This is a genomic window from Siccirubricoccus sp. G192 (assembly GCF_019084075.1).
Taxonomy (GTDB): domain Bacteria; phylum Pseudomonadota; class Alphaproteobacteria; order Acetobacterales; family Acetobacteraceae; genus G192.
In genome coordinates this window covers 1,490,093-1,516,718 of record NZ_JAHREN010000001.1, presented here as the reverse complement: position 1 = coordinate 1,516,718, position 26,626 = coordinate 1,490,093, and the positions used below count along the sequence as shown (strand labels likewise).

Annotated in this window: 27 protein-coding genes and 1 pseudogene; 22 read left to right on the top strand and 6 right to left on the bottom strand. The window is 71.0% G+C overall.

Annotation, left to right across the window (positions count from 1 at the left end; translation table 11 throughout):
* Nucleotides 1-2 precede the first annotated feature (2 nt).
* Both KSF81_RS07185 and KSF81_RS07180 read left to right on the top strand, forming a co-directional pair.
* Entirely contained in the window at nucleotides 3-338 is a 336-nt protein-coding gene (locus KSF81_RS07185) for a hypothetical protein (RefSeq protein WP_217378397.1), read from the top strand.
* Entirely contained in the window at nucleotides 335-1,768 is a 1,434-nt protein-coding gene (locus KSF81_RS07180; protein ID WP_254453400.1) for an alkaline phosphatase family protein, read from the top strand. The genes KSF81_RS07185 and KSF81_RS07180 overlap by 4 nt, the downstream gene beginning before the upstream one ends.
* Before the next feature lie 182 nt (nucleotides 1,769-1,950).
* On the opposite strand, the gene KSF81_RS07175 is transcribed toward KSF81_RS07180, so the two are convergent.
* The 5 genes from KSF81_RS07175 to KSF81_RS07155 all read right to left on the bottom strand — a co-directional run bounded on the left by KSF81_RS07175 (nucleotide 1,951) and on the right by KSF81_RS07155 (nucleotide 7,189).
* Complete coding sequence (locus KSF81_RS07175) at nucleotides 1,951-3,537, bottom strand: hypothetical protein (protein WP_217378396.1); 1,587 nt, start codon at nucleotides 3,535-3,537, stop codon at nucleotides 1,951-1,953.
* Between the two features lie 226 nt (nucleotides 3,538-3,763).
* On the bottom strand, nucleotides 3,764-4,669 hold the full coding sequence (gene eboC / locus KSF81_RS07170) for a UbiA-like protein EboC (protein WP_217378395.1): 906 nt from the start codon (nucleotides 4,667-4,669) through the stop codon (nucleotides 3,764-3,766).
* Between the two features lie 144 nt (nucleotides 4,670-4,813).
* Entirely contained in the window at nucleotides 4,814-5,056 is a 243-nt protein-coding gene (locus KSF81_RS07165; protein ID WP_256444251.1) for a cytochrome c, read from the bottom strand.
* A 111-nt stretch (nucleotides 5,057-5,167) separates the two neighbouring features.
* Nucleotides 5,168-6,229 carry a hypothetical protein gene (locus KSF81_RS07160; protein WP_217378393.1) on the bottom strand — a complete coding sequence of 354 codons (1,062 nt, stop codon included), beginning with the start codon at nucleotides 6,227-6,229 and terminating at the stop codon, nucleotides 5,168-5,170.
* Nucleotides 6,230-6,736: 507 nt separating this feature from the next.
* Nucleotides 6,737-7,189, bottom strand: a complete 453-nt coding sequence (locus KSF81_RS07155; RefSeq protein ID WP_217378392.1) for an Lrp/AsnC family transcriptional regulator — start codon at nucleotides 7,187-7,189, stop codon at nucleotides 6,737-6,739.
* Nucleotides 7,190-7,345: 156 nt separating this feature from the next.
* On the opposite strand from KSF81_RS07155, the gene KSF81_RS07150 reads away from it, so the two are divergent.
* Genes KSF81_RS07150 through KSF81_RS07135 form a run of 4 tightly spaced genes read left to right on the top strand, consistent with a single transcriptional unit; the run spans nucleotide 7,346 to nucleotide 10,669 of the window.
* Entirely contained in the window at nucleotides 7,346-8,386 is a 1,041-nt protein-coding gene (locus tag KSF81_RS07150; protein WP_217378391.1) for an ABC transporter substrate-binding protein, read from the top strand.
* A gap of 2 nt (nucleotides 8,387-8,388) precedes the next feature.
* On the top strand, nucleotides 8,389-9,111 hold the full coding sequence (locus KSF81_RS07145; RefSeq protein ID WP_217378390.1) for an ABC transporter ATP-binding protein: 723 nt from the start codon (nucleotides 8,389-8,391) through the stop codon (nucleotides 9,109-9,111).
* A 48-nt stretch (nucleotides 9,112-9,159) separates the two neighbouring features.
* Nucleotides 9,160-9,921: an ABC transporter permease gene (locus KSF81_RS07140; protein WP_217378389.1), complete on the top strand. Its 762-nt coding sequence runs from the start codon at nucleotides 9,160-9,162 to the stop codon at nucleotides 9,919-9,921.
* A 10-nt stretch (nucleotides 9,922-9,931) separates the two neighbouring features.
* Nucleotides 9,932-10,669: an alkylmercury lyase family protein gene (locus KSF81_RS07135; RefSeq protein ID WP_217378388.1), complete on the top strand. Its 738-nt coding sequence runs from the start codon at nucleotides 9,932-9,934 to the stop codon at nucleotides 10,667-10,669.
* Here the strand turns inward: KSF81_RS07135 and KSF81_RS07130 are convergent, their stop codons facing one another.
* The gene (locus tag KSF81_RS07130; protein WP_217378387.1) at nucleotides 10,670-11,917 is read right to left on the bottom strand and encodes an Hsp70 family protein; all 1,248 of its coding nucleotides are present in this window, start codon (nucleotides 11,915-11,917) and stop codon (nucleotides 10,670-10,672) included.
* A 166-nt stretch (nucleotides 11,918-12,083) separates the two neighbouring features.
* On the opposite strand from KSF81_RS07130, the gene KSF81_RS07125 reads away from it, so the two are divergent.
* The 16 genes and pseudogenes from KSF81_RS07125 to KSF81_RS07050 all read left to right on the top strand — a co-directional run bounded on the left by KSF81_RS07125 (nucleotide 12,084) and on the right by KSF81_RS07050 (nucleotide 26,616).
* Entirely contained in the window at nucleotides 12,084-13,079 is a 996-nt protein-coding gene (locus KSF81_RS07125; protein ID WP_217378386.1) for an NAD(P)-binding protein, read from the top strand.
* Nucleotides 12,995-14,080 carry an NAD(P)/FAD-dependent oxidoreductase gene (locus KSF81_RS07120; RefSeq protein WP_217378385.1) on the top strand — a complete coding sequence of 362 codons (1,086 nt, stop codon included), beginning with the start codon at nucleotides 12,995-12,997 and terminating at the stop codon, nucleotides 14,078-14,080. Before KSF81_RS07125 ends, KSF81_RS07120 begins: the two co-directional genes overlap by 85 nt.
* A gap of 30 nt (nucleotides 14,081-14,110) precedes the next feature.
* The gene (locus KSF81_RS07115; protein ID WP_217378384.1) at nucleotides 14,111-15,250 is read left to right on the top strand and encodes a nitronate monooxygenase family protein; all 1,140 of its coding nucleotides are present in this window, start codon (nucleotides 14,111-14,113) and stop codon (nucleotides 15,248-15,250) included.
* Nucleotides 15,251-15,546: 296 nt separating this feature from the next.
* Nucleotides 15,547-16,254 carry a response regulator transcription factor gene (locus KSF81_RS07110; RefSeq protein WP_217378383.1) on the top strand — a complete coding sequence of 236 codons (708 nt, stop codon included), beginning with the start codon at nucleotides 15,547-15,549 and terminating at the stop codon, nucleotides 16,252-16,254.
* A gap of 294 nt (nucleotides 16,255-16,548) precedes the next feature.
* Nucleotides 16,549-16,902 carry a hypothetical protein gene (locus KSF81_RS07105; RefSeq protein WP_217378382.1) on the top strand — a complete coding sequence of 118 codons (354 nt, stop codon included), beginning with the start codon at nucleotides 16,549-16,551 and terminating at the stop codon, nucleotides 16,900-16,902.
* A gap of 3 nt (nucleotides 16,903-16,905) precedes the next feature.
* A complete protein-coding gene (locus KSF81_RS07100; RefSeq protein ID WP_217378381.1) occupies nucleotides 16,906-17,490 on the top strand; it encodes a DUF4255 domain-containing protein in 585 nt (194 codons plus the stop codon).
* 5 nt (nucleotides 17,491-17,495) lie between these two features.
* Nucleotides 17,496-18,071, top strand: coding sequence for a hypothetical protein (locus KSF81_RS07095; RefSeq protein ID WP_217378380.1), 576 nt, complete (start codon nucleotides 17,496-17,498; stop codon nucleotides 18,069-18,071).
* On the top strand, nucleotides 18,046-18,567 hold the full coding sequence (locus KSF81_RS07090) for a hypothetical protein (RefSeq protein ID WP_217378379.1): 522 nt from the start codon (nucleotides 18,046-18,048) through the stop codon (nucleotides 18,565-18,567). The genes KSF81_RS07095 and KSF81_RS07090 overlap by 26 nt, the downstream gene beginning before the upstream one ends.
* A 230-nt stretch (nucleotides 18,568-18,797) precedes the next feature.
* Nucleotides 18,798-20,660 (top strand): phage tail sheath C-terminal domain-containing protein, encoded by a 1,863-nt coding sequence (locus KSF81_RS07085; RefSeq protein ID WP_217378378.1) that lies wholly within the window; start codon nucleotides 18,798-18,800, stop codon nucleotides 20,658-20,660.
* 12 nt (nucleotides 20,661-20,672) lie between these two features.
* On the top strand, nucleotides 20,673-21,110 hold the full coding sequence (locus KSF81_RS07080) for a phage tail protein (RefSeq protein ID WP_217378377.1): 438 nt from the start codon (nucleotides 20,673-20,675) through the stop codon (nucleotides 21,108-21,110).
* Nucleotides 21,111-21,120: 10 nt separating this feature from the next.
* Nucleotides 21,121-23,436, top strand: a complete 2,316-nt coding sequence (locus KSF81_RS07075; RefSeq protein ID WP_217378376.1) for a phage tail sheath subtilisin-like domain-containing protein — start codon at nucleotides 21,121-21,123, stop codon at nucleotides 23,434-23,436.
* 207 nt (nucleotides 23,437-23,643) lie between these two features.
* A pseudogene (locus KSF81_RS07070) lies at nucleotides 23,644-23,949 on the top strand (phage tail protein); the annotation flags it as partial.
* A gap of 11 nt (nucleotides 23,950-23,960) precedes the next feature.
* Nucleotides 23,961-24,167, top strand: coding sequence for a hypothetical protein (locus KSF81_RS07065; protein ID WP_217378375.1), 207 nt, complete (start codon nucleotides 23,961-23,963; stop codon nucleotides 24,165-24,167).
* Complete coding sequence (locus tag KSF81_RS07060; RefSeq protein ID WP_217378374.1) at nucleotides 24,164-24,859, top strand: LysM peptidoglycan-binding domain-containing protein; 696 nt, start codon at nucleotides 24,164-24,166, stop codon at nucleotides 24,857-24,859. The genes KSF81_RS07065 and KSF81_RS07060 overlap by 4 nt, the downstream gene beginning before the upstream one ends.
* Before the next feature lie 3 nt (nucleotides 24,860-24,862).
* On the top strand, nucleotides 24,863-26,083 hold the full coding sequence (locus KSF81_RS07055; protein ID WP_217378373.1) for a phage late control D family protein: 1,221 nt from the start codon (nucleotides 24,863-24,865) through the stop codon (nucleotides 26,081-26,083).
* Nucleotides 26,080-26,616, top strand: coding sequence for a phage baseplate assembly protein V (locus KSF81_RS07050; protein ID WP_217378372.1), 537 nt, complete (start codon nucleotides 26,080-26,082; stop codon nucleotides 26,614-26,616). The genes KSF81_RS07055 and KSF81_RS07050 overlap by 4 nt, the downstream gene beginning before the upstream one ends.
* The last annotated feature ends 10 nt before the right edge of the window (nucleotides 26,617-26,626 follow it).

Here is a 26,626-nt window from a genome sequence, read left to right as displayed (position 1 = left end):
CCATGGGCAGGAGGGGGGATGGCGGCCTCGGCCCGCCGCTGACCGGGCCGGACTATGCCTACAACACCTCCACCTCCGATGTCGGCATGTTCTCGATCATCCATGGCGGCGCCTATGGCGCCATGGCGTCCTTCGCGCGGCGCGGCCTGCAGCAGGACCAGATCCTGAAGATCATTGCGCATATCCGCAGCCTGAGCGCCGATGCGGGGGGACCCGGCCCGATGACCGGCCGGCCCGCGCCCCTCGCCGGCCCGCCTCTCCGCGGGGTGCCGCGCACCATCTGGCATGACCGGGCGATGCGCCGCGCCGGCACCGCCGCGGCGACAGGCGCGGCATGATGCGGCGCACCGCCGTCCTCGATGTCGTCGGGCTCACGCCCTGCCTCATCGGGCCGCATACGCCCTTCCTGGCGGGCTGGATGGCCGAGGCCGCGGTGGCCTCGCTGCGGCCCGTGCTGCCGGCGGTGACGTGCAGCATGCAGGCCAGCATGCTCACCGGGCTGCCGCCCAGCGGCCATGGCATCCCTGGCAATGGCTGGTATGACCGCTGCTCCGCCGAGATCCGCTTCTGGCGGCAATCGAGCCATCTGGTGCAGGCACCGAGGGTCTGGGATGCGGCCCGCGCCATCGATCCGGGCTTCACCTGCGCCAACCTGTTCTGGTGGTTCGCCATGTATGCGGCGACCGACATCGCGGTGACGCCGCGGCCGATGTACCCGGCGGATGGCCGCAAGATCCCGGATGTCTGGACCAGCCCGCCGGAGCTGCGGCAGGAGCTGCAACGGCGGCTCGGGCAATTCCCGCTGTTCGAATTCTGGGGGCCGCGCACCACCATCCGCTCCAGCCGCTGGATCGCCGAGGCGGCGAAGCTGGTCGAGGCGGCGAGCACGCCGGGCCTCTCGCTGGTCTACCTGCCGCATCTCGACTACGCGCTGCAACGGCTGGGGCCGGAGCATCCCGGCCTGGCGAAGGACCTGGCCGAGATCGATGCGCTCTGCGCCGATCTGGTGGGGTTCTATGAGGCGCGCGGGGTGCAGGTGATCCTGCTCTCGGAATACGGCATCGCCCCGGTGTCGCAGCCGGTGCACCTGAACCGCGTCCTGCGCGAACACGGCTTCCTCACGCTGCGCGAGGAGTTGGGGCGCGAATTGCTGGATGCCGGCGCCTCCGCTGCTTTCGCCGTGGCGGACCATCAGGTCGCGCATGTTCATGTGAAGGACCGCGGCCGGCTCGGCGCGGTGCGCGCGCTGCTGGAGCGGATACCGGGCGTGGAGGCGGTGCTGGAGGGGCTCGGCCATCCCCGTGCCGGCGACCTGGTGGCCATCGCGGCACCGGGGGCCTGGTTCACCTACTACTATTGGCTGGAGGACCGGCGGGCGCCGGATTTCGCCCGCACGGTGGAGATCCACCGCAAGCCCGGCTACGACCCGGTGGAGCTGTTCCTCGACCCCGCCATCCGCCTGCCGGCGATGAAGATCGCCGGCATCCTGGCACGCCGGGCGCTCGGCTTCCGCACCCTGATGGATGTGATCCCGCTCGATGCGTCACTGGTGCACGGCTCGCACGGGCGGCTGCCGGAGACGCGGGCGGAGGCGCCGCTGCTGGCAACCCGGGCGCGTGACCTGCTGCCGGGCCAGGAGATCGACGCCACCGCGGTGCATGACCTGATCCTGGCGCATCTCTTTGGCCAGGATGCGCTTCATGCCAACGGCAGTGCGGCGCAGCCAAGGCTTGCGGAGCAAACCGCCCGGCGATCGAGGGGCGATTGATCGGTCATAATCAAGCGCCATTGGTGTCTCCCAGCCTCAGGAAGTCCTGGCCCTTCCTGAAAAGCGCCGCCTTCGGCGCGCCCGGCGAGATACGCCCACCTCAATGCCGCCCGGCGAAGGGTCAAGAATTATTGAGGCCGGAATCAATCGACAGAACGGGCGCCTAGGTCGATTCCAGTCAATCACCGCCGCCGCTTCAAGCGCGAAAGCGCCCTGCGCAAAAGCGACTCCTTCGGAGGCAGCCGTAGATGCGCCCGACGAGTGGAAGGACGGACAGGCCTCCTCCTTGGTTGCTTGAATACCACCATGCCACCTATGGCGATCACGACCACGGTTAAGAAAAACAGCACCCAGGTAACTTGGTTGAACGGCGCTCCGAAATTGAACATCAAATCGTCAATAGGATGACCAGGCCTCCGGTCCTCGAAGTCGCCTGACGGCTTGGCCAACGCGAACAGGTCGTTGGCAGCCGAGAAGATTGTCAGGAGGGCGATGCCGATAGCGGCCATCTCAATCACTTGTCCCACCCGCCGCGACGTTGCAGCCTCGAGTCCTTCGACGCCCCGAATCACCGCTTCCTCCGCGGCACGGAAGTTCTCGATCTCATCACCTATTACGGTTGCCTTCCGCATGCGTTCTATTAGGTCCCGCTGCTCCAGATAATACTCGCGTTCGATAAAGCGAATCGTCAGATACTGCCAATTGTTGATGTTCACCAAGTACCGAATCTCGTCGGAGCTGACGAAGGCGCGCCTCCTGCTTGGCGTCTCCTCAATCTCGGCGAGGCCGCGGAGAGTTGCGGCGTAGGCGTTGTTGGCGGAAGTCAGAATGTTAGTCTGGATAAGGAATAAAAGCTCAACGTCAAGTTTCTCGCGCACTTTGATTTCGTTCGGTCCCAGCCACACGCGCGAATACCAGCCGACGTACGGCTCGAAGGAATTCAGTTGCGGAGCCTTCTCGTCGGACGGGGCGATGCTGGGGGCGCTTTCGTCGAGCGCCTTCGAAAAGGCGGCGGCGTACAACGCGTCTCCCTCGTTGAAGAAGTAGTGGGACGTGAAGGTGAAGGTGCATTCGACATCGTGCCCCAGGCTGGAGTTGTCCTCGCCTCCGGCACCCTGCGCGTCCAGAAAGCCAGGGACGCCCCAACGGTAGGTGTTGGGTTTCTTGATCAGGCCCACGCCCGGCGAAGACATCTCGTCGATGAGGGGCTCGACTACCTTGTGCCGGAAATCCGTGACCCAATTGGTGATAAGCGGCTCGAAGTCGCTCATCAGATGCCACGCCTCGGCAGGGCCGAAATCGGTTAGGTAGGTGAAAGAGCTCCGGAAGATGACGTGCCCGACGGGCAACACAATGAACTCTAAACCGGATAGTATGAGGGAGTTGCGTCCGCCTGGCGCCGCCGCGAGAAACTTCCTCTGATCGGCACCAGTGGCCGCCTCGTCAATTCCCGCCTCGGAGTCCGTCGAGTCCTTTTCCGAGAGCGCGCGCAGGCAGAAGTCGCGGAACGACTCTGAAAGGATCACAGTCTCCTTCCGGCCAAACGTCAGCCTAAGGCCGGTCTTCGCATTATCGGCCGTTGACGGTCTATTAGAGTCCACCCAAGCTGAAACCGTCGCGTGGCAATCCTCGATGAAAATCCCGCCGGACCTGCTCGTGACGTCAATAATGCGAACGGCGGGCTCCTCAGGAAAGGTGATAGAGCTGTCCAGTATCCAGGCACGGTGTTCCACGTAGACAATCTCAAAGAAAGCCTCGGTTCCTGACATCCCAGTCTCCGCTTGCACCCTGCAGGCGCGGGTTATTGATGCTATCGCAAAGTCTATTAGAAATCGAGAGCGGCGCCTCCGGCATTATGACGGTAGTGCCTCATACCCGCCTAAGTAAATCCTGACTTTCCGCTGAATGGTCCCGCCTCGGCGCGGCTGCCCACTGGCCGATAACAATGCTTTCCGCAAGGGTCAGGACAAGGGTCAGGACTTCTTGGGGCCGGTGTCAGGTCACGGCGAAGCGCCGCGCCAGCGCCAGGGAGACGGGCAGCAGCAGCAGCACCGCCGCGCCATAGGCCAGCCCGGCGAAACCCGCCGCCAGCGCCGCATCCAGCACGATCAGCGAGAGCACGCCGGCCTTCACCGCGGCGCCGATGCGCGCCGGCTGCGGCTCCCGCGCCGCGGCCAGGAAGGGCGGCAGCACCCGCCAGCCCAGCAGCGCGACGAAGGGCAGCGCCGCGAGCGCGGAATGGTCGGCGCGCAGCCCCGGCGCCAGCAGCGCCAGCAGCACGCCGCAGAGCAGTAGCACGGCGATGCGGCCGGTGCCGCGCTCGCCGCCATGCACCTCGCCGCGGCTGGCAGCGGTGATGGCGGCGATATAGGCGATCGGGATCAGCGCCAGGAACCAGAGCTGCGGCACTGCGCCCGGCAGCGCACTGACGCCGAGCAGCAGGTTCATCCCGCGGCAGAGGCCCATGGTGAGCGGCCCCGCCAGCCTGCGGTGCTTCGCCCAGGCATCGTAGGCCACCACCGCGAGCGCGATGGCGGCGGCCAGCGCGGCGCTCGCGGCCGAGGCCTGCGCCGCCGCCAGCACGCCGAGCAGCAGCAGCAGGGCGCCGAAGCCCGCCGCGCCGCCACGGCTGGCGGCCCCGCTCGGGATCGGCCGCTCCGGGCGTTCGCGCGCATCGAGCCCGGCATCGAACACGTCGTTCAGCACCACGCCGCCGGCATAGAGGCACATCCCGGCCAGCAGCAGCCAGGGCAAGGCGGCCCAGGCGGCGCCGACCGCCGCGAAGCCGGCCAGGATATCCGCCGCCGCGGTGACGACATTCGCCGGCCGCGTCAGGGTCAGGTAGGCCCGGGCGCGGTGGCGCAGCGGGCGGGGCATGCCGTCTCGGCGCGTGATGTGCATGCTGGTCTCCCCCCTGATGCGGCAGGTGCAGGAGGTCGCATGGCGGCGCCGGGAACTCGATCCCCTGGCCCGGTCCCCACCGCATCGTGACCCCGGCGCATCCGTGGCGGCCGGGATGGGAAAACCCGGGATGCCGGGGAATGGTCAGCCGGGCGGCGCGGGCACCTGGTACTGCATGAACTGGATGTAGCGCACCACCGCATCCAGCTCCTCCGCGCTGAGGGCGGATTCGGGGAAGGCCGGCATGGCGCCGAGGCCCAGCCGGACCTGCGTGCGGATCAGGAAGGCCGGCACGTATTTGTTGTTCAGCGCGGGGCCGAGCCCGGCCTCGCCACGCGGATGGCACTGGTGGCAGGCGCGCATGAAGACCTGCTGCCCGGCGGCCAATTGCGGGCTGGCCTGCGCCTGGATCGGCGGGTCCTGGCGGCGCGCGGTGCCACAGGCGGCGAGGATGGCGACCAGCGCCAGGGGGGATGGGCAGGGGAGCGCGCATGGCCGCTACCCTCCCCCGGCAATCGGCGTCACCCGCCATACCACGCCGGTGCCCGGCACCGGCATCAGGTGCTCGCCGCGGGCCGTCATCACGCCGAAATCCACGATCCAGAGCGCCCGGCCCGATGGCTCGAAGCGCAGCGCGATCGGCCGTTCCAGCCCGCCGCCGCCGATGGCCGAGGCCGGGCCGCTCGAAGACCCGCGATTCGAGGCGAAATCCGCCACCACGCCGGTTCGCGGGTCGAGGCTCACCACGCGGAATCCCACCGGCCCCATCTGCTTGCCGGTATTCGTGCCCTGGTCGCCGAACAGCGCCACGAAAAGCCGCTCCGCCGGGCCGAACCCCGCCCCGCGCGGAGTATCGATGCCATTGGCGGAGGCATGCACGCCCAGCACCGCCACGGCGCGCGGCGGCGGGTTCGGCGCCGCCGCCAGCAGCCGGCGCGGCACCGGGCCTCCCACCGGGCCATAGCGATTGGCATCGTCGACCGCCTGTCCGTCATGGAAATCCGGCCAGCCATGCCAGGTGCCGGGCCGCACCCGCCAGACCAGGTCGCCGGCACCGAAGACCGGGCGGCTGCCGCGCACGTCATACATGTTGTCCGTGGCATAGAGCGCGCCGTCCCGGGTGAAGGCCAGGCCGAAGGGGTTGCGGAAGCCCCAGGCCACCAGTTCCGGCCGCCCGCCCTCTGGCCGCAACCGGAAAATGGCGCCGCTGCAGGGCATCTCGCCACGCACGATCTGCCCGGGCTGCGTGGGCGTTCCGAAAGGCGCGAAGGCGCCGGTGGAGACGCGCGCGGATCCGCCGTCGAGAGGGTTCCTGCTCTCATGGTTGGCGCCGGTGAGGCGGATATCCTGGCAGGGGATGTCATGCAGCCCGGGATGCCGGTGGAGCCAGCCTGTGGTGGCGTTGTCGGGGCCGACCACGCCGGAATTGGTCAGGGTGCCCTGGCCGAAATAGAGCCAGCCATCCGGCCCCGGGGTGGGCGCGTTGGTATGGTGGTCGCCCTGGCTCGGCAGGCCCTGGACCAGGGCGGTGACCTGCCCCTCCGGGGTGATCCGCAGCACCTCGCCGCCGCGCTGCCCGGCCGCCGGGCTCTGGCCGCCGCCGGTGACGAAGAAGGCGCCGCGATGGAAGGCGAGGCCGGTCCAGGGTGCATTGTCCCCCCCTGGCGATCACCGTGGTGGCGCCGCCGGGTTCCAGCCGCAGCAGGCGCGGCGTGGTGAAGACCTCGCCATAGGCATAGCCGGCCTCGGTGACATATGGGCGGCCCGCCTCGTCGAAGGCGAGGCCGGTGGGGAAGGTGAGGCCGGTGGCGACGGCCTCGATCTGGTAGCCGGGCGGCAGCAGGATATCGGCGGCATTCACCTGGCGCGGCGGGGTGAAGCCCGTATTGGCGCCGCCCCCCGGCGGGGTGATGCCATAGCAGCCGGCGAGCAACAGGCTGGCTAGGCCAGCCCTCAGAACCGACCATGGAACGACCCGGCGCATGCCACGCTCCCTCCGCAGCCCGCCCCGGCTGCCAAGGGTGTAACCGGCAGAGTGCCTGGCAGTTTCCCGCAACCGTTACGGTATTACCGCACCGGTACGGCCGTGCTGTATTTGATCGTCTCCATGGCGAAGCGGCTGGTCACGTCGGTCAGGCCGGGGATTTCCGTCAGCCGCTTGTAGACCGCGTCATAGGCGGCGATGTCGGGCACCACGACGCGCAGCATGTAGTCCACGTCCCCGGCCATGCGGTAGAATCCCATCACCTCCGGCATCCGCTGCACGGTGGCGGCGAATTGCTCCAGCCATTCGCGGGAATGCTGCCCGGTGCGCAGGCTGACGAAGACCGTCACCCCCGCCCCCACCCGCGCCGGGTCCAGCAGCGCCACCCGGCCGCGGATCACCCCTTCCCGTTCCAGCCGCTGGATGCGCTTCCAGCAGGGCGTGGCAGAGAGGCCAACCAGGGCGCCCAGCTCCGCCAGCGGGCGGGTCGTGTCCTGCTGCAGCAATTCCAGCAGTTGGCGGTCCGTTGCGTCCATTCTCCCGGACCCCCTTGCCGGCAGCAAATCCATCCTCGGAATTGGCCCATTGAAGCAATTCTTCGCTTTCTTGCCCAGCCGTCTTCCCGAATAGGGAAAGATATTCCATCTCCTTCCTGTGGCCGTCGCCCCCGCGCGGCCGCAGGAGCCCCCGTGATGACCTGCTGCACCAGCCTCACCCCACCGCCCGCCGAGGGAATTGGCCGCCGCAACGCGATGCAGGGCCTGGCCGGCTCGGTCCTGCTGGCCGGGGCAGCGCAGGGGTCTGCACAAGCCCAAGGCGCGGCGACGCGGCTGCGCCTGGCCTTCTGTGGCCAGTTGCTCTGCGTGGTGCCCTATGAGGTCGCCAGGTCGCGCGGCCATTTCCGGGCCGAGGGGCTGGAGGTGGAGCTGGTCTATACCCGCGGCGGCAACCAGGCGATGCAGGCGCTGGTCGGCGGCGCGGTGGATTACGCCGGCACCTCCTTCGATGTGGCGTTGCAGGCTTTCGCCAATGGCGCGCAGATCCGCCGTTTCGCCTCCACCGGCCGGCTGCCGCTTTTTGCGCTCGCCACCGCGCCGCGCATGGCCGGCGAGATCCAGAGCATTCGCGCGCTGGAGGGCCGCAGCATCGGCGTCTCCGGCCTCGGCAATGCCGATCATGTGCTGGTGCTGCACCTGATGAAGCGGGCCGGCGTGGATACCTCGCGCTCCCGCTTCGCCGCCATCGGCACCAACCTCTATGAGGCGCTGCGGCGCGGCCAGGTGGATGCCGGCATGGTGCAGGAACCGGCGCTGACGCTGGTGCAGGAGGCCGGCGGAAGGGTGATCTTCAATGCCATGGACATCGACGACGCCAACCGCGTGCTCGGCGGCGCCTTCGAATTCATGGGCGTCGCCGTCCGCGCCGCCGAGCGCGACCGCCGGCTGGAGGAGATGCGCCGCCTCGCCCGCGCGCTCGCCGCCGGGCTGCGCGATACCCGCAGCATCCCGGTGGAGGAGGTGGTGGCGGCGCTGCCACGCGAACTCGTCGCCGGCGGCGACTGGGGCCGGCTCGGCGTGATGCTGGAACGCTACCGCGCCTCGCTCTACCCCGACGACGTGCGGATCGACCTGGAGGCGGTGCAGCGCGTCGAGGCTTCGCAGCGCGAGGCCGGGGTGCTGACCAAGGATATCGATCTCACCGCGCTGCTCGACCGCGCGGCACTGGAGGGCTGAACTTGCTGCGTATCCGCGACCTCACCTTGGGCTATGGCGGCCGCGAGCCGGTCCTGGCCGATCTCGACCTGGATTTGGGCGAGCGCCAATTCGCCAGCCTGGTCGGCCCCTCAGGCTCCGGCAAGACCTCGGTGCTGCGTGCCATCACCGGGTTGCAGCGGCCGGACTCCGGGCTGATCGACCTCGGCATCCCGCGTGAGGAGATCGGCTTCCTGTTCCAGGACGACGCCCTGCTGCCCTGGCGCACGGCGCGCGAGAATGCGGCGCTGGGCCTGCGCATCCGTGGCGCCAGCAAGGCCGAGGCGCTGGAGGGGGCGGAGGCCTGGCTGGCGCGGCTCGGCCTGGCGGGGCTCGGCGGGCGCTATCCGCGGCAATTGTCCGGCGGGCAGCGCAAGCGCGTGGCCATCGCCCAGGTGCTGGCGCTCCGGCCACGGCTGCTGCTGATGGACGAGCCTTTCGCCGCGCTGGATGCCATCGTGCGGGCGCGCGCCACCCAGGACCTGCTGGATCTGGTGCAGCGCGAGGGGATTTCCGTGCTGCTCGTCACCCATGACCTGGAGGAGGCGATCGCCGTCTCGGACGTGGTGCATGTGCTTTCGGGCGGGCCGCGGGCGCGCATCCTGGCCAGCCGCGCGGTGCCGATCGCGCGGCCGCGCGAGTTACTCGCCGTGCGCGGCCATCCCGTCTTCGCCCCCCCTGCTGCGCCAGCTCTGGCGCGACCTTGAGGGCGCCTCCTCCCCCGAGGTGGCGCCGCGGCCGGAGCTTGTCGCGGCATGAACACCTTGCTGGACCGCCTCTGGCTGCGCCGCGTGCTGGCGCTGGGTTCGCTGGTGCTGCTCTGGGAGGCGGCGGGCTGGGCCGGGCTGCTCAACCCGTTGTTCGTCTCGCCGCCGAGCGAGGTGGCCGGTGTCGCCTTCGGCCTCTTCGCCGATGGCAGCATCTGGCCGCATCTCCAGGCCACCTTCACCGCCGCCCTGCTCGGCCTCGCCGCCGGGCTGGCGATCGGCATCCTGCTCGGCTTCGCGGCGGCGCTGGTGCCGCTGCTGGCGGCGCTGCTGGAGCCGGTGATGATGCTGCTGAATGCGGTGCCGCGGGTGATCCTGGCGCCGCTCTTCGTCATCTGGATGGGGATCGACCTCGGCTCCAAGGTGGCGCTCGCCACCGTGCTGGTCGCGGTGCTGGTCTTCTTCTCGGTCTATTCCGGCGTGAAGGAGGTGGACCAGCGCCTGGTCGAGCGGGTGCGGACCCTCGGCGGCGGCCGTGCCGTGCTGGTGCGGGAGGTCTATGTGCCCTCCGTGGTGTCCTGGGTGATGGGCAACCTCAAGGTCGCGGTGGGTTTCGCCTTCACCGGCGCGGTGGTGGGCGAGTTCGTCGCCTCCTCGCGCGGCCTCGGCTACCTGCTGCAATTCGCGCAGAGCACCTACAATGCCTCGCTCTCGCTGGCGCTGGTCATGCTCATCATGGGCTTCGTGCTGCTGCTGTTCTTCGCTTCCGAAAGGCTGGAACACCGGCTGCTGCGCTGGCGGCACGGCTAGGCGCGGCGCCATGCAGCCCGGCGAGAGCTTCGCGCTGCGCCCCGGCGTGGCCATGCCGGACTGGCCGCTGGTGCCGGACCCGGCGGGCCGTGCCGCGCTCTCGGCCAGCATGGCGGTGGCCGGGCGGCGGCAGCGCTGGTCGGGCCTCGATGCGGCGGAGGATGCGCTCTGGCAGGCGGTACTGCAGGGCTTCATCGCCACCGGGCAGCCGCCCGGCCAGGCCACCCTCGCCACCGCCAGCGGCCTGGACGCGGCGGTGATTCCCGCGCGGCTGCAATCGCTCCGCGACCGGGACCTGCTGGTGCTCGATGCGGCGGGGCGGATCACCGCCGCCTATCCCTTCAGCGCCCTGCCGACGCCGCACCGGGTCAGGCTGGAAGGCGCCACGCAGCCGGTATATGCGCTCTGCGCCATCGACGCGCTGGGTGCCGGCGGCATGGCCGGCCGGGATTCCATGGTCGAGTCCACCTGCGCCGAATGCGGCGCGCGCATCCACATCGCCACGCGGGGCCATGGCCTGGCCGCGACCTCGCCACGCGATGCCGTGGTCTGGTCCGGCATCCGCTATGCCGGGGGCTGCGCTGCGACATCCGGCTGCGCGCTGAAGCCCTTCTTCTGCTCGGATGCGCATCTGGATGCCTGGCGGGCGCGGCAGGACCCGGACGGCCCCGGCTATCGTCTGCCGGTGGCGGTGGCGCAGCAGGTAGGCCTGGCCCTCTTCGTGCCGATGCTGCGCCAGCCGGGCTGATCAGCCCGGCGCCGCGCCCATCAAGGCAAGCCCCTCGGCGACTGAAACAAATTCACCGCCGCCGATGATGCGCCCGGCGCCGAAACGCGCCTCGAACAGCGCCCGCACCGCCGGCACCAGGGAGGTGCCGCCGGTGAGGAAGACGCGGTCCACCTGGCTGGGCGCGAGCCCCGCATCGGCCAGCGCCGCATCCACCGCCGCACCCATCCGCGCAAGGTCGGGTGCGATCCAGGTTTCGAAATCGGCGCGCCGGATGTCCTGCCCGATGCTGAAATCCTCGTGCCGGAAGCGCAGCACCGCCGTCTCGGCCCCGGAGAGCGCGGCCTTCACGCCGGAGACGGCGCGGTAGAGCGCATAGCCGGCCTCGTCCTCGATCAGCCGGACCAGGCGGCGGAGGCGCTCCGGGTGCTCCGCGGTGCGGGCGACCTCCAGGATGTCGCGGAGGGTGCGCGGGGCGCGCATCAGGGAAAGCCGGTGCCAGCGGGCGAAGCTGGTGTACCAGCCCGGCGGAATCGGCAGCGGCTTGCCCATCACGCTGTAGCTGCCGCCCTTGCCGAGCAGCGGCGAGACCACGCGGTCGATGATCCGGTAGTCGAAGGCGTCGCCGGCGATGCCGACGCCGGCATGGCCGAGCGGCGTGACGCGGCGTGGCGGCCCCGGGTCGAAGCGCAGCAGCGAGAAGTCGCTGGTGCCGCCGCCGAAATCGCCCACCAGCACGGTGGCCAGCCGGTCCAGCGCCTGGGCGAAGCGATGGCCGGCCGCCGCGGGCTCCAGCGCCACCTCGACATCCGGCATGCCGGCCGCGGCGAAGGCGGCGCGGAGGCGCGCCTCGCCGAAGCCGTCATCCGCCTGCTCGCCGGCGAAGCGCACCGGCCGGCCCACCACGATCCGCGCACCGGCCAGCGCCGTGCCGAAGGGGGCCAGCAATTCCCGCAGGAACAGCGCCACCAGCGCCTCCAGCCCCCAGGGGCGGCCGAGGATGCGGGTCTCGCTGAAGCTGCGCTGCGCCAGGTAGCTCTTCATCGACATGATGAGCCGGCTGCCGAGCGGGTCCTCCAGATAGGCCTCGATCGCCGCCGGCCCGGCCGCATGGCGGGTCGGGCCGCGCACCGCATCGGCCCAGAAGCACAAAACCGAGCGGAAGACCTCCGCCGCGTCATGCCGCAGGACCTCCACCCCGCCATCCGGCCGGAGTGCCGCGACCACGCTGTTGGTGGTGCCGAAATCGATGCCGATGACAGGGCGCATGGGGGACGGGACCGGAAAAGGGGGTGCCTTGAACCGGCAATGCCACGGCTTGGCAAGTGCCGTTCCGCGCCGCACCGGCGAGCCACGGCCCGGAACCGCTTGCGATCCTCCACCGCTCCGCCGACTGTCGGACCAGGAAGGCGCGGCGGAACGGGAGGGATTGGCAATGACCGTGGATTTCCAGGAGGCTGTCCGCGACGAGGCGGCGCTGCGTTCCGCCCTGGCGGATGCCGATATCGCGCCGATGCTGATGGTGCTGGTGCAGCTCACCGGCGACCTCGACATCCTGGAGGAGGTGGCGCCGCATATCCATGGCGCCTGGAGCTTCCTGGAAGCCGTGCCGGAACCGCTCAAGCAGAAGGTGCGGGACCGCCTGGTGGCGGCGCTCAAGGCGCAGGCCACGACCGGACGCCCGCCGCCGCCCCTGCCACCCCCGGACATGCTGCAACGCATGATGAGCGCCGGCGTCGGCCAGACGGTGCCGGAGGAATACATCCCGCTGCTGGTGGAGGAGACGCGCCTCGGCGCCGAGGACCCGCGGCGGGTGCGCTGGCAGCGCGACCCCGCGACCCTGCCGCTGCGGGACTTCAAGGTGGTGGTGATCGGCGCCGGCTTCGCCGGGCTCTGCACCGGCATCCGGCTGAAGGAAATGGGCATCCCCTTCGAGATCCTGGAGAAGAACGACGCGGTCGGCGGCACCTGGCTGGAGAACGACTATCCCGGCTGCGCCGTGGATACGCCGAACCATTTCTTTTCCTTCTCCTTCAACCCGAACCCTGGATGGTCCAGGCATTTCTCCGGGCGCGACGAGATCCGCGCCTATATCGAATCCGGTTTCGACAAATACGGCGTGCGCCAGCATGTCCGCCTCGGCGCCGAGGTGACGGGGGCCGAATCGACGAGGCCGCTGCGCGCTGGCGCGTCACATTCCGCGGGCGCGATAGCGGGCAGGAGACCGTCCTCTGCAACGCCCTCGTCACCGCGGTCGGCCAGCTCAACCAGCCCGCCGTTCCGCCGATCGAGGGACTGTCCGGCTTCCGTGGCCCGGCCTTCCACACGGCGCGCTGGGACCGCGGCGTGGACCTCCGGGGCAAGCGGGTGGCGCTGGTCGGCACGGGCGCGAGCGCGATGCAGGCCGGCCCCTCCATCGCGGAGGAAGTAGGGCGGCTGCTGGTGTTCCAGCGCACGCCGCACTGGGCGATGCACAACCCGAATTACCACAAGGCGGTCAGCGCCGGGAATCTGTGGTGCCTGCGGCACATCCCCTATTTCGCGCAATGGCTGCGCTTCCAGCTCTTCTGGGCCGGGTCGGACGGCTTCCATGCCTCGCTGCAGATGGACCCCAACTGGCCGATGCCGGAGATCTCGCTGAACGAAGCCAACCACAAGATGCGCGAACTCATCACCGAGCATGTCCGCAAGGAGCTGGACGGGGATGAGGAACTACTGGCCCGGGTGATCCCGGGCTATCCGCCCTATGGCAAGCGCATGCTGCGCGACAATTACTGGTACCGGATGCTCAAGCGGCCGAATGTCGAGCTGGTGACGGGCGGCATCGCGCGGGTCACGGAGGATGCCATCGTGATGGCGGATGGCACCGTGCATCCGGTGGACGTCATCATCCTGGCCACCGGCTTCCAGGCCTCGAAGATGCTCTTCCCGATGCGGATCAAGGGGCGTGGCGGGCGCAGCATCCGCGATGCCTGGGGCGATGATGATCCGCGCGCCCATCTCGGCATCACCGTGCCGGGCTTTCCCAACCTGTTCCTTACCTATGGGCCGAACACCAACCTGGCGCATGGCGGCAGCATCATCTTCCACCTCGAATGCCAGGTCCGCTACATCACCCAGGCCCTCCGGGAGATGATCGAGCAGGACTACGCCACGCTGGAAGTGCGGCAGGAGGTGCATGACAGCTACAACCGGCTGGTGGACGAGACCTGCCGCAACATGGTCTGGGCGCATCCCGGCGTGACGAGCTGGTACAAGAACCGCCACAACCGGGTGACGGTGACCTCGCCCTGGCGGCTGCTCGACTACTGGCGGCTGACGCAGCATTTCGTGCCGGAGGAATTCCGCGCCGCACGGCGTGGCGAGGCGCCGATGATCCCGGGGCAGGAGGCGCGGGCCGTCTCCTCGATCGAACAGCTTACCGTCAGCTAGCGGCGCAATCGCACGGAGAGGAAACCTGACATGGTGCTGCATACCCGCATCTGCGACATGCTGGGCATCCGCCATCCGATCCTGCTCGCCGGCATGGGCCGGGCCAGCACGCCGGAACTGGCCGCCGCCGTCTCCAATGCTGGCGGCCTCGGCGTGCTCGGCGCGGCGAGCTGCGGGCCGCACCAGCTCCGCGACTGGATCAGGCGCACCCGCGCCCTGACCGACAAACCCTTCGGCGTGGATACGCTGCTGCCCGCCTCGGTGCGGCGCGGCGGGTCCAATGCGGGCGGCCCCACGACCGAGGCGCTGCTGCCGCAGCACCGCGCCTTCGCCCGCGACTTCCTGGAACGCGAGGGGCTGGCCTGGCCGGATGCGGCGGAACTCGAGCGGCAACTCGGTCGCGACCCCGCCGACCGCGGCGGCCCGGCGCCGCTCAGCCGCGAATTCTTCGAGGCGCAGATGGAGGTGGTGATCGAGGAACGCGTGCCGGTCTATGCCGCCGGCCTCGGCAACCCCGGCCCCTGGATGGAGCGGCTGCACGCCAATGGCACCACCGTGCTGGCAGTGGTCGGCACCACGCGGCACGCGCGCCAGGTGGTGCAATCCGGCGTCGACATCATCGTGGCGCAGGGCCATGACGGCGGCGGCCACAATGCGCCGGTCGGTGCCATGGCGCTGATCCCGCAGGTGGTGGATGCGGTGGCCGGCCAGGTGCCGGTGCTGGGCGCCGGCGGCATCGGCGGCGGGCGCGGCCTGGCCGCCGCGCTGATGCTGGGCGCCGAGGGCGCCTGGATCGGCACCGCCTTCCTGGCGACGGCGGAGGCCGGCATCAGCGACCCGCAGAAGCAGGCGCTGGTGGAGGGCAATGACGAGGGCACCACCATCTCCCGCGCCGTCACCGGCAAGCCGGCCCGGATGGTGAGGAACCGCTGGGCGGCGGCCTATGCCGAGGCCGGGCTGGAACCCCTGCCGATGCCGCATCAGGGCCTGGTCTCCTCGCCGGTGACGGCGGCGGCGCTGGCGGCCGGGCGGGCGGATGTCTGGGGTGGCTTCGCCGGCCAGGGCCTCGGCATGATCCATGCGCTGCGTCCTGCCGCCGCGGTGCTGCAGGAGATCGCCGCGGGCGCCGAGCGCGAGTTGCAGCGGGCAGGGCGCCTGCTGCGCGACTGAACGGCCCCGGCGGGAAAGGACCAGGCTCCCGGGAAAGCCAGGCCGGGGACCGGCGCGGCGGCCTCATTTCTTCGCGAACCGGAAAACCAGTATCGGGAATGCAGGGCTGCCGCGGCTTGGCCCGAGGCATGCCCGGAGGGCGAAATTCCCGCCAATGCTGCCGCATAGGTTACGCTTCCGCCCGCATCTTGCCATTCCGCAACCATTGCGCGGACATCCCGGAGGCAGGCTGCGTAATTCTGGCAGGCCAGGGCCCGCCGGCGCTACCGTATCGGCTCAGCCCCCTGAGGTGCGGCATGCGCTCACAGACCAGGCAAGGCGCTCCGACAACCCCCTCCGCCGAACCCGTCCGCGCCGAGCCGCGACGGCCGGTACGGGTCGCCATCGCCAGCAATGTCCGGTTGGTGCGCGAGGGGCTGAGCCTCGGCCTCGCCGGGCGCCCGGATATCGCGGTGGTGGGCGCGGCGGGGCTGGAGCCGTCCGAGTTCGACCGGATCGGCGCCTGCGCGCCGGATGTCGTGCTGGTCGATCTCGGCGGCGGCGACACGGCGGGCATCGGCCGCCGGCTGCGGGCTGCCTGCCCAGGCGCCAAGCTCGTCACCTTCGCCCTGGCCGAGGTGGAGCAGGATGTCTTCGCCTGCGCCGCCGCCGGCTTCGCCGGCTATGTGCCGCAGGATGGCGGCGAGGAGGAGCTGCACCGCGCGGTGCTGGATGCGGTGGATGGCCGGCTGCGCTGCGCGCCGCATATCGCCGCCGCGATGTTCCGCCGGCTCTCCACGCTGCTGCGGCCGGAGCCGGAGCCGGCGCCGCTCACCGGACTGACGCCGCGCGAAAGCGAGATCCTGGCGATGGCCGAACAGGGCTGCTCGAACAAGGACATCGCGCGGCGGCTCGCCATCAGCAGCGCGACGGTGAAGAACCACATGCACAACATCCTGCAGAAATTGCAGATCAGCCGGCGCGGCGAGGCCAGCGCCCGGCTGCGGCTGCACCGGGCGCCCTGAGCTGATCCGATGACCGCGGGCCTTCGGGCCCGCAAGCCTGAATCGGCGCACCCAAGATACAAGGCGCCCCACCCCGGCATGGCAGGCTGACCGGACGCATCGCGCCCGCCCGTGGCGGTGCGCGGTGCCGGCGGCATGCCCCGGTCCGGACCTCCTCTGGACCGAAAGGCCCAGGCCCATGGGCGGGGTCCGGCCACTCAGCTGCCTGGCCCATCTTGCGGGCCATCCGGTCCATGGCTTCCGCCGCCCCGCCGGCCCGAGACTGCCGCGCTCCACCAACCGGAGGCGCGGGTCTTGGCCCTGACCACCGTCCTGCTCGCCGATCTGCCGCAGACCTTCGAGGATCTGCTGCGTGGCATCCTCGGCCAGCATCCCGGGCTCGCCATCCGGTCCGGCAGCATCGCCGAGGAAGGGCTGATCGCCGCCGCCACCCTGGCCGGCGCCGCCGTGGTGGTGCTGGCCCGCGCCGACCCCGCCGACCTCCAGGCGCTCGATCCCGGCTATGGCGCCGCCGCCGGCATCTCAGTGCTGGCGCTGACGCCGGATGGCACCTGGGCCTGCCTGCACCGCCTCGATCCCTGGCGGCGGCGCCTCGACGACATCTCCGCGGCGGAAATCCTCGCCGCCGCCTCCGGCGCGGTGGGCTGAGCCATGGATGGCAGCATCCTCGGTGATGCCAGCCTCAGCCTGCAACGGATGCTGGAGGCCGCGGTGAAGATTGCCTTCCCCACCGTCTCCGTCTCGCTGGAATCGCCCAAGGCGGCACGGCCGGCGGATCCCGGCGAGGCGGTGGTGTCGCTCTGGCTGCATCGCGTGGCACGGCAGGGGGATGTGCTGAACCTGCCGCCGCGGCGGCTCGGCCCGGACCGCATGGAGGCGCCGCGCCTGCCGGTGGACCTGCATTACCTCGCCACTCCGCTCGGCGCCGACCCGATCACCCGGCAGCGGCTGCTCGGCGTGGTGCTGCAGGCGATGCATGCCAACCCCATGCTCGGCGCCGACCGGCTGGAACCGGCGCTGCCGGCGGCCGGCATCGGCGCGCTGCGACTGCACCTGGAGCCGCATACCACCGAGGAGCTGGCCCGGCTCTGGCATGCCCTGCACGAGCCCTATGAGCTCTGCGCCGCCTATCTGGTGGATTTCGTGCTGCTGCCGGCCGGCGCCGAGCCGCTGCCCGCCAGCCCCGTGACCGACCGCCGCACCCGCTATGCCGCGGCCGAGCCGCTGGGGAGCTGAGGCCGATGCTCGCCCCCCTCGCCGCGAACGGCCTGCTCTGGCGCGTGCATCCCGACTGCGACGGGCGGCAGGTGGCGCTGGCGGTGCTGCGCGTGCTGGACGAGGACGGGGCGAGCCCGGTGTCGCTCTCCGCCCCGCCGGAGGCCAGCGATCCGCGCCTGGTCGTGCTGGTGAAGCCGGGCGGCCTGGTGGTCGTCACCGCCGATCCCGAGATGCCGCTGCCGCCGCCCTTCACGCTGCGGCTGCGGGAGCCGGGCTTCCAGCCGGCCGAGCAGGTGGTGGCGCTGCCCGCCGATCCCGCCCTGCCGGTAGCCGCGCCCGAACTCCTGCTGCGGCGGCTGCCGCGAAGCCTGGGCGGCCGGGTGGTGGCGGCCGCCAGCGGTGCGCCAGTGCCTGGGGCGACGCTCAGCCTGGCAGCGGCGGGGCCGCTGGCCGGGGCGCTGCTGCTGCTCGCCCCGCCGCTCGGCGCCGCGGTGCCGGCGGCAACCCCGGTGCAGGGCTTCCCCCCTGGTCCCGGTGCCCGCCGCAGCGCCTGCCAAGACCATCCGCGAAACCGTGGCGGCGGGGGAGACCTGGCTTGAACTGGACAGCCTTCAGGGCCTCGCCGCCGGCCAGATCCTGCGGCTCGGCCCGCCGGCGCGGCAGGGCTTCGCGCGCATCGCCGTGGTGCTGCCGGACCCGGTGAACCCGGCCGGCCCCGGCCTGGTGCTGCTCGGCGGGCCGCTCGCCGTCACAGCCCGGCAGGGCGATGCGGCCGAGGCCTGCACCCTCGGCCCGCCCGCCGCCGCGGCCACCGCCACGCTGGGCCAGGGTTTCGCCGGGGAGGCGGTGCTGCTCACCGCCGCCGCCGCGCCGGGGGAGGTGCTGGTGCTGGGGCCGGCGGCCTCGGGCGCCGTGCATGGCCGACCGGCGCCGACCGATGCCGATGGGCAATACCGCATCGCCGGCCTCGCCCGGGTGCCGCGCTTCACCGCCACCGTCGCCGCGGCAGGTTTCGCCGCGCAATCCCGTGCGGTTGTTCCCACTGGGAGCCCCGCCGCCGGCACCACCCGCATCGACTGGCGCCTGATCCCATGACCGCGCGAGTAGCAAGGAGGGCACATGCCTGACTACACGGCCCCCGGCGTCTACGTCGAGGAGATCGACCTCAAGCCGCCCTCCATCGAAGGCGTCAGCCTCAGCACGGCGGGGCTGGTCGGCGCCACCCGGCGCGGCCCTTCCACCGGCCGCCCCATCCTGGTGACCGGCGCGGCCGAATCCGCCGCCGCTTCGGCGGACCCTTCCCGGCCACCTCCCCGGTCGCCGCGGTGGGCGACCTGCCGCTGGCGGTGGAGGGGTTCTTCGCCAATGGCGGATCGCGCCTCTACATCATGCGGGTGGCGCCGGCCGGCACCACGGCGACCCGCTTCGCCACCAGCGGCGGGCTGGTCACGCGGCTCGCCGCCGGATCGCCGGCGACGGCGGGCGATACCGCCTTCCGCCCGGCAACGCTGCGCGGGCTGCGGCCGAGCCTCGTGGTCACGCTGCGCATGGTGCAGGACGGCGTCACCTATGCCTCCACCCCGCGCGCCATCGCGGCCAGTGGGATCGACCGCGCCACCGGGCTGGTGACCCTGGCGAACCCGATCGACATCGCCCCCGCCGGCCCGCCCGCCTTCCTCCCCGCCCTCACTACGGTGCTGACCGATGCCGCCGGGGTGGATGCCGATGGCACGATTTCCACCGGGCCGCGCCCGGCCTCGCTCACGCTGGTGGCGGCTGATGGCGGCGCCTGGGGCGATGGCATGGTCGTCACCACCCAGCACGAATCCGGCGCGCGCGCCGAACTGGCACAATGGATCTCCGGCGCCGTCGATGCCAACCGCATCCGCCTCACCACCACCGCCGGCTTCTATGTCGGCGCCTGGGTGGAGATCGACCGTGGCGCGGGCGCCGCGAAGACCTACCGCTCGGTGCGGGCGGTGGATGGGCCGGTGGTGACGCTCTCGGGCAGCGCCATCGCCGCCGCCGCCGATATCGCGCCGCAGCCGGCCGGCGGGCGGACCCAGTTCACGGTCTGCGAATTCGGCCTGACCGCCACCTATGAGACTACGGTGGAGCGCTTCTCCGGCCTGACCCTGGCCGCCATTCCCGGCCGTTCCGTGGAGGAGGTGCTGGGACGCTCGACGCTGCTGGGCGTGCTGGCCGGCTCGGTGCCAGCGGCCACCGATCCGCTGCATTTCCCGGCGGGCGATGACGGGCTGCGCCTGGCCGCCACCACGCCGGGCGCGGATGCGGCGCCCGTCGCCAATGACGTGGTCGGCACCGATGTCGGGCCGGGGCAGCGCACCGGACTTCGCGCGCTGGAGGATATCGAGGATATCGCGGTGATCGGCGCGCCGGGCTGGGGCGACCAGGCGGTGCAGCAGGCGATGATCGACCAGTGCGAGCGGATGAAATACCGCATCACGCTGCTCGACCCCGAGGCATCGGGCGGCATCGGCCCCGGCCTGCCGGCGATCCAGACGCAGCGGCTGCGCTTCGACAGCAAATACGCCGCCATCTACTATCCGCGCGTGGTGGTGACGACCGCCGAGGGCCAGCGCGCCATCGGCCCTTCCGGCCATGTCGCCGGGCTGATCGCCCGCATCGATTCCGAGCGCGGCGTGGTGAAGACGCCGGCCAACGAGGTGCTCCGCGGGCTGCTGGACGTGGAGGCGCTGGTCAACCGCGCGGAGCATGGCGTGCTCAACCCGGCGCCGAACAACATCAACGTCATCCGCAATTTCCGCGACGAGGGCCGCGGCATCCGCGTCTATGGCGGGCGCACCATCACCAGCCTGTCGGACTGGAAATACCTGGCGGTGCGGCGCCTTTTCATCTTCATCGAGAAATCCATCGAGCGCGGCACGCAATGGGCGGTCTTCGAGCCGAACGGGCCGGAGCTGTGGTCGCGCCTGATCGACAGCGTGGATGTCTTCCTGACGCGGCTCTGGCGCGACGGGGCCCTGCTCGGCTTCAAGAAGGAGCAGGCCTTCTACATCCGCTGCGGCACCGCGACGATGTCGCAGGACGATATCGACAACGGACGGCTCATCATGGAGATCGGCATCGCGCCGGTGAAGCCCGCCGAATTCGTCATCATCCGCATCAGCCAGACCGCCTCCGGCGCCCTGGTTGAGGAATCCTGAGGAGGACGGGCCATGGCCAATGGCGAGCGCGTCGATCCCCTACGCGGCTACAACTTCCGCGTCGAGATCGGCCCCATCACCAACATGGGCTTCCGCGAATGCGCGGGGCTGACCTTCAAGACCGACCCGGTGGAATACCGGGAGGGTTCCGACCGGCAACTGCATGTACGCAAGCTCTATGGGCTGCGCACCTTCGACACCATCAAGCTGACGCGCGGCATCATTGGCGACCGCCGGCTGTGGGAGTGGTACCTGCAGATCCTGAACGGCGCCGCGCCGCGGCGTGACGGCGCGGTCATCCTCACCGACGAGGCGCAGCAGCCGCAATGGCGCTGGCGCTTCTACGAGGGCTTCATCTCGCAATGGGAGGGGCCGAGCTTCAACGCCACCGCCAATGAGGTGGCGGTCGAGAAGATCGAGATCTGCGTCGAGCGGGTCGAGGTGGTCTGAGGCCCGAAGCATGGCACGCGCCCCCGGCCTCTACTGGATCCCACCGCGCCGGCCCGCGCCGCTGGCGCCGGCCGCGATCGACGTGCCCGCCTTCATCGGCATCGCCGAGCGTGGGCCGCTGGACAGCGTGGTGGCGGTGGAAGGCTGGCCGGGCTTCCGCGAAACCTTCGGCGGGCTGCTGCCGGGGGCGCAGCTTGGCTGGGCGGTGCGCGGCTTCTTCGAGAATGGCGGCCGCCGCTGCCATCTGGTGCGCGTCGCCGCCGCGGCGGCAGAAACCGCCACCGATCCCGGCCTGGCGCAGCCGGCGGACAGGCTGTCGAGCCTGGTGCTGGACACCAGGGGCTTCGCGCCCGGCGCGGCGGTGCAGATGGTGCAGGAGATCGCCACCTCAGCCGATGGCGCGCAGCCGGCGGACCGTGTCGCCTCCGTGCTGCTCGACATCACCGGCTTCGGCGCCGGCAGCCGCGTGGCGGTGTCCCAGGCGGGCCAGCCCACCACCTGGCGCAGCCTGCGCAGCATCGATGCGGCCGCGCGCCGCCTGGGCTGGGATGCGCCGCTGCCGGCCGGGCTGGACCTTGCCCAGCCGATCGGCTTCACGCTGCGGCGAGAGACGCTGCGGCTGGTGGCCGAAGCAGCGCCCGGCATCTTGCGCTGGGCGCGCTCGCTGCCGGGCGACTTCGCGCTGGACCGGCCGATCCGCTTCGCCACCGGCGCGGCCGCGGCGGAGGGCCTATTCTTCGACGAGGATGGCAAGCCGGTGCTGCTGGTCCGGGCCGCCAATCCGGGCGCCTGGGGCAATGGCATCGAGCTGCGGCTGAGCCGCGCCGTTTCCGCCGAAACCCGCACGCGGCGCGTTCCCGTGCCGGATGCCGCCGATGCGCTGTCGGCGGAAAGCCTGGTCGGCTTCCTGCCGGGCGCCACGCTGACGGTGCAGCAACAGGGCGCGCCGGCGCTGCGGCGGCGGCTGCGTGGCGTGGACGGCACTGCGCGGCGCCTGTTGCTGGACGCTCCACTGCCGGTGGGCTTCGATCGCGTCGCCGCCGCCGCCGGCACCAACCCGATCACGCTGCGCCGCGAAACTTTCGCCCTCTCGGTGCTGGAGTCCGGGCGGCTGGTGGAGACCCATGCCGGGCTTGACCTGCCGGAGGCGGGGGAGATCGCCACCGTCACCGACCGCTCGCGGCTGATCCGCGCCGAGCGGTTGCCGGGCGCCGCGCCCTGCCCGCTGCCCGACCCGGCCGCAGGCCCCTACCCTACCGGCCGCCTGCGCCTCTCCGGCGGGCGCGACGGCACCGCGGCCCTGGGGGCGCAGGACCTGCTGCGCGGCCTGGCCCTGCTGGAGCCCGTGGATGAGCCGGCCGCCATCGCCATCCCGGATGCACAGCCCGAGCGGCAGCCGGCGCGGGAATTCCTGCCGCCACCCGTCATTCCCGCCGATCCCTGCGCGCTCGATGCCCCGCCGCCACCCGCGCAGCCGGAGCCCGCGCCCGTGTTGCTGGAAGCCTCGCCGCCGCTGACCCTGGCCGATCTGCGCGCCGTGCAGCGGGCCATGATCGAGCATTGCGAGCAACGCGGCGACCGCCTGGCCGTGCTGGATGCGCCGCGCGGCGATCGCGCCGCCGATCCCTTCGATCCCGATGCCGTGCGCGACTGGCGCATCGGGCTGGAGAGCCGCTTCGCTGCGCTCTACTGGCCCTGGTTGCAGGTGACGGATACCGAGGACCGCCGCGCCGCGAGCCGCCTCTGCCCACCGAGCGGCCATGCGCTGGGCGCCTTCGCCGCCTCCGACCTCGCCTTCGGCGCGCAGAAGGCCCCGGCCAATGCGCCGCTGCAATGGGTGCAGGCGGTGACGCGCGAGGCCGATGAGACGCGCCGCGCCATGCTGAACGAGGCCGGTGTCAACGTGATCCGCGCATTGCCCTCGCGCGGCATCCGCCTCTATGGCGCGCGCACCCTGGCGCCGGAGCCGGACCAGGCGCTGCTGAATGTCCGCCGCATCCTGATCCTGCTGCGCCGGGCGCTTCGCCGCGGCCTCGCCTGGGTGCCCTTCGAGCCTGACAATGCGGCGCTGCGGCGGCAGTTGCGCGCGGCGCTGGAGGGTTTCCTGGAAGACCTCTGGCGGCGCGGCAGCCTGGCCGGCGCGGTGGCGGAGGAGGCCTTCCGCGTCGCCTTCGACCCGGCCGGCGCCGCGGCGGAGGGGGAGCTGGTGATCCGCATCGCCGTCGCCCCGGTGCGCCCCGCGGAATTCGTGCTGCTCACCCTGACCCGCAGCGACGAGGCGGTGGAGATCGCCGAACCCCTGGTGCCGCCGGGAGAGGTGGCATGAGCGGCACGCGGTGCGACCCGGCGCTCGGCTTCAACTTCGCCGTCTCCCTGGTGGAGAGCGCAAGCCCCGGCGCCTTCCTGCAGCTCACGGTCGGGCTGCCGCCGCAGGGCGGCTTCGCCGAGGTCTCCGGCCTCGACCTCACTATCCAGCCCGAGGAATACCGGGAGGGCGGCAATAACGGCACGGTGCTGAAATTCTCCCGGTCGCGCGCAATGGGCAAACCTCAAGCTGCGCCGCGGCGTGGTGCGCTCCGCCGATCTCTGGGACTGGCATCGCGGCTTCCTCGATGGCCGCGGCAACAGGCGCGACGGCGTGGTGACCCTGCTCGACGAGGCCGGAGAGGCGGTGCGGAGCTGGCGCTTCACGCGCGGCCTGCCGGTGCGCTGGGTCGGGCCCGGACTGAATGCGCGGGAGGCGCAGGTGGCGATCGAGGAGATTGAGATCGCGCATGAGGGGCTCGTGCAGAGCGGCGGCGACGGCAGCCTGCTCGGCGCCCTGCAACAGCTGTTCTAGGGAGGGTGGCGATGGTGGATGTGCATATCGGGGAGCTTACCGCGAATGTCGCGCTCACCGATGACGAGGCGCCGCTCACCGCCGCGCAGGAAAATCGCCTGCTGGACCGGCTGATGGCGCGGCTCGACCAGGCAAGCCGGACACGGAGCATCGCCGAGGCCAATACCCGGCTCGGTCGCGCCGCCGCGCCGCGTCCCGACCGGCTGCGCCAGTCATGAGGGCTTTGGCGAAGGCCGAGATCCACCGGCTGAACCCGGACGGCACGCCCTCCGGCAGATCGCTGCGCGTGCAGTTCAACCCGACCGAATACACCCTGACCAAGGGCGCGCAGCTGGTTGAAATCCCGATCCCCGGCCTCGATCCGCCGATCCTGCAATTCGTCCGCGGCCAAGCGGAGACCATGGGTTTCGACCTGTTCTTCGACTCGACAGAGAAGGGCACCGGCGCCGAGGCGGAGCCGGTGACGACGAAGACCGATGCCTTCTACGACCTGGTGAAGATCGAGGGTGACCGCCACGCCCCGCCCATCGTGCTGTTCGCCTGGGGCGGCGACGCCTTCCCCGGCCACCGCCGCCCGGACAGCCAGCAGCGGCACGGCTTCAAGGGGGTGGTGGAGAGCGTGCGGCAGCGCTTCACCTATTTCTCCTCCCTCGGCCTGCCGCTGCGCGCCACGCTCACGATGTCCTTGAAGGAGTACAAGACCCTCAACCAGCAGATAGCGGAGCTGAACCTGCGCTCGCCCGACCACACCAAGGCGCATGTGGTGCAGGCCGGCGAGAGCATCACCCGCATCGCCGAGCGCACCGGCGGCGACCCGCGCGACTGGCGCCGCATCGCCGAGGCGAATGGCATCGACGACCCGCTCGCGCTACCGCCCGGCCAGCGCCTCGAAATTCCGCCGGCGCCCTGAACCATGTCCGGCACGAACCTCGTCGAACTTGCCACCACGAACCGGTCCTTCTACGTGCCGGCCTTCGAGCTGCGGGTGCGCGGCGCGCCGCTGCCGCGCAACGTGGTGCGCGACGTGAGCGAAGTGACCTATGAGGACGGCACCGACAAGGTGGACGGCTTCACCCTGGCGGTGGCGAATTGGGACACGGCGGAACGCCGCCCGAAATATATCGGCCTGCCCGCCGAGCGGGCGAAGGACCCCAATGCCAGGCTGTTCGAGCCGGGCAACGAGATCCAGCTCCTGGTCGGGTACCAGGGCGACATGCGGCTGATGATGACCGGGTTCATCACCACGCTCGATGTCGAATTCCCGGAACAGGGCGGCTCCCGCATGGTGGCGCATGGGCTGAACGTGCTCGACCGCCTGCGCCGCCGGCAATACAGCTGGAGCTGGCCGGATGACGGCAGCACCAGCATCCGCGATAGCGACGTGGCCCTTGCCCTTGCCCGCCCGCCGAACGACGCGCAGGGCCGCCCCGGCCTCGGCATGCGCATCCGCATCGACGCCAATGCGCGCGGCCGCGAGGTGGCGCAGCCGAACATCTTCATGAACAACCAGTATCCCATCGTCTTCCTGCTCGAACGCGCGCGGCGCCTGGGCTACGAGGTCACCATCGACGAGGAGGCGGCGCCCGGCACGGCAACGCCCGAGCGCATCCTCTATTTCGGCCCGACCACGCAGCTTTCCAACATCGCCTATGTACTGGAATGGGGCCGGTCGCTGCAAAGCTTCCGCCCGGTCTATTCCAGCGCGGGGCAGCTCTATGCCGTCACCGTCTGCGGCTGGGACCGTCGTGCCAAGGCCCGCATCGAGGAGCGCGTCACGCTCGACACCATCCCGGCGAGCGAACTTGCCAATCCCGATCTGATCGCCGTGGCACGCAGCGCCAACCGCGAGGATGTGGTGGTGGACCAGCCGGTCGGTTCGGTGCAGGAGGCGCGGCGCCGTGCCGGCGACATCCTGCGCGGCCAGCAGCATGGCATGGTGACGGCCACCGGCAGCACGGTGGGGCTGCCCGATCTCCGCGCCGGGCGCAGCGTGGTGATCCGCGGCACCGGCCAGCCCTTCGATGGCCGCTACTTCGTCACCGCTACGCGCCACACCGTCAATGAGCAGGGCTACCGCACCAGCTTCGATGCCAAGCGCATCGGCCCGGAAGCGAAGCCAGGGGGCAGCCGATGAGTGATTCAGGCGAAAGCGGCAGCCGCATCCAGGGCTTCGTCATCGGCACGGTGCTGGACGTGCTCGACCCGATGGGCGCGGGGCGCATCCTGCTGCAATTGGTGGTGCAACCCGGCCGCCCCACCACCGCCTGGGCCCCGGTGGCGGCACCCATGGCGGGGAATGATCGCGGCGCCTGGACCATGCCGGAGGTGAACGACGAGGCGCTGGTAGGCTTCCTGCATGGCGAGCCGGAAAGCCCCTATGTCGTGGGCTTCCTGTGGAATGGCCCGGACCGGCCGCCCTCCACCAGCCCGCGGGAGCGGATGCTGCGCTCGCTGAACGGCCACACCATCCGGCTGATCGACGAGCCACCCAGCGGCGGCGCCGCCGGCGCGCTGGTGATCGAGGATGCGCATGGCAACCGCATCGTCCTGTCGAACGGGCGCATCTCCATAGTCTCGGTGGCGCTGCTGAGCATCGAGGCGCCGGTGATCACGCTGTCCGGCCCCGGCTGGCAGCGCGTCGTCACGCCGAATTCGAATCCGATCTAGGGGCGGCGCG